4 protein-coding genes and 1 tRNA gene are annotated in these 2,334 nt (G+C 31.1%); 3 read left to right on the forward strand and 2 right to left on the reverse strand.

Features of this window, described 5'->3' with window-relative positions:
• Nucleotides 1-293 precede the first annotated feature (293 nt).
• Complete coding sequence (locus VK998_RS11725; protein WP_325228540.1) at nt 294-671, reverse strand: hypothetical protein; 378 nt, start codon at nt 669-671, stop codon at nt 294-296.
• Nucleotides 668-1,219: a glycosyltransferase family 2 protein gene (locus VK998_RS11730; protein ID WP_325228542.1), complete on the reverse strand. Its 552-nt coding sequence runs from the start codon at nt 1,217-1,219 to the stop codon at nt 668-670. Before VK998_RS11730 ends, VK998_RS11725 begins: the two co-directional genes overlap by 4 nt.
• Between VK998_RS11730 and VK998_RS11735 the strand changes: the two genes are divergently transcribed.
• The 3 genes from VK998_RS11735 to VK998_RS13080 all read left to right on the forward strand — a co-directional run.
• Entirely contained in the window at nt 1,212-1,346 is a 135-nt protein-coding gene (locus VK998_RS11735) for a hypothetical protein (RefSeq protein ID WP_325228544.1), read from the forward strand. The two genes, VK998_RS11730 and VK998_RS11735, sit on opposite strands and share 8 nt — an antisense overlap.
• 496 nt (nt 1,347-1,842) lie before the next feature.
• A tRNA-Sec gene (locus VK998_RS11740) sits at nt 1,843-1,913 on the forward strand.
• A gap of 280 nt (nt 1,914-2,193) precedes the next feature.
• Nucleotides 2,194-2,334: winged helix-turn-helix domain-containing protein (locus VK998_RS13080; protein WP_414713608.1), on the forward strand; the 141-nt coding region annotated here is incomplete at its 3' end.

A 2,334-nucleotide genomic window follows, 5' to 3' on the forward strand; every position in this document is an offset into this window, starting at 1 on the left:
TCCATCCAATCTTCATGTATGTAATAGGTACAGTTTTTTCGATTGGCTTACAGTTACTGGTTTATGGGAAGTTATCAACTGACTGAGTGGGAGATGGGATTAGATGAATTATATTTAAGAACTTATGAGTTTGCCAAAGTAGGTAAGCTACTATTACAAAAAGGTAGATGGAATGGAGAATAATTGATCTCAGAGGATTATTATGGCGAAGATAGAAACAGAGAAAGTATTTACTTTTTAGAGACAGGAGTAGTGTCTCAACTCTGTCCCTTATACATTTAAACTATGTCCTATTATTCCCAAATACGTTTTAATTCTAATACTTCCTGTATATAGCCCCAAATAGATATTGGACTCATGATCATTTGGTAGCAAATCATGTAAACTAAAAATCCTAAAATATTCTTTCTAACGCCTAAATCCAATGTCTCAAAAACTTTAGATTGATATCTGTATAGGACAAAGTTTTGAATAATAGCAAGGGGCAAAACAAATAGGGTCATAGGTCCAACAATCCAAAACTTGCCAAAAAATGCAAGAATCAGTCCAGGAATCCAACAAAAGGTATATACAATATCTAGGTAAGGCATTATTATATTTATACCTGTTAAGTATTTTACATATTTTATAGGATGCTGCCAAGGCTTATTAAGTCTTAATGCTTCTATCATACCTCAGTTTTATATAGAGAGTAAGCTCCTTGTGCTACTAATGTACCTTGAAATAATCCTTGCATTCTTTTAATACTAGCTATACCTAAAAAATAATCCCATTCTTGTAATCTAGTTATAAAATTTTCCCTACTATTTCTAACGAGTACAGTACCAGCTACAGCACTAACATTTTCAGGAGAAGACTTCATTCTAGCCACTATATATCTTATGGCTGATTTATGCAATATAGTATCTGCATCTAATGTAATCAAGTATTCTGTATCTACATGTTTTAAACCTGTATTTAATGCATTATTTTTACCAGGATTGGATTCTTGGATTACCTTTATATCCATAGAAAGTTCTTCACTTGCCTTTTGAGTAGCTTTAAAAGTCATATCTGTAGAAGCATTATCTATGACAATGACTTTGATCTTTCCTTGATAATCTTGGTTTTTTATATATTTTAGAACTTCGCCTATATTATCCTCCTCGTTCCAACATGCAATTAATATAGTTATTGGATCTTTTGGGTCAGTTGTTTTAAATTTTGGTTGCTTGTCCAACAAAAGAGAAGCTACGTTGAAAGCATTAATATATCCAGGGATATATCCTATGCCAGCGATTATGAGAATAGCTATTGACCTTGGAACAATACTGCTTAAATCATTTAACCAAGGAATAGAAAGATAAATTGAAAAAATATAATTAAAATTCCTGAAGGTGATTCAAATCTTGATAAAGTGGTGGATTTAGTTGCAGATCTAACTAATGAAATAGAAGTTGATATACTTTATGTAATAATATAAGTATTAAATGATATAATATTATTAATTGATAAACATCAGTAATTTTATGGTTCATCAATTTTATGTAACAAAGATAATTATAAATTATGTTAGGTGGTGCTGGATGGAGTTTATTAATATTATATTGAGTGTTCTTCTGTTTCTTATGATTGCTAAGATTACATTTAATCAAGGATCGCTATCGCTTTCCTCCTTGACAAAATAATTATTAGCAATTTGAAAAAACCACAGCATTATTCAGATATAATTTTTCAGGGGTCGTGTCACATATGTTTGACTTCTCTAGAAAACATAAAATTATGAAAAATAACACCCCTTGACATGAAACAAAAATATGCTATACTATACTAGTATCAATTATTACAACTACATCATGGGGGTAGATGGGTGCTGGTGTGCCCTCTGGTCTTCAAAACCAGTATGATACTCTATAAATGGCTTGAAATAGCCAAATAAAATTGGCAAGAGAGGCGAAAAACCCAATTTTGACACACAATTGACACACCAATGACACAACGAAAAATTAATATATATTTTAATACATACCCGCTTTTTATAGGCGGGATTTTTTGTCATCTTGAGAACTCACTCTTGTCATTCTGAATGCACCTCACACTGTCATTCCGAGTGAAACGAGGAATCTTATCTTTTGTCGAAATAACTATTTACAAAACGAACAATATATGTTAGACTATAATCATTCAGACAATGAACGGAAAAGAGGAGAAAATATGAAATTTTTTAGTCCTACATCAGAATTAAAAGAGTTATTACTATTACAACATATAGAAAAGAATCCAGATACAACACAAAAGGAAATAGCAAAGGTAATCAATGGTGCTAAATCCATGGTTAATGTTTATATTGATAAT

Origin of the sequence: Schnuerera sp. (assembly GCF_035459645.1) — a bacterium.
GTDB lineage: Bacteria > Bacillota > Clostridia > Tissierellales > Tepidimicrobiaceae > Schnuerera.

What these genes read in the sequence shown, in the direction of transcription:
- VK998_RS11725 (WP_325228540.1), bottom strand. Translation starts at nt 671, where the DNA reads ATGATAGAAGCATTAAGACTTAATAAGCCTTGGCAGCATCCTATAAAA.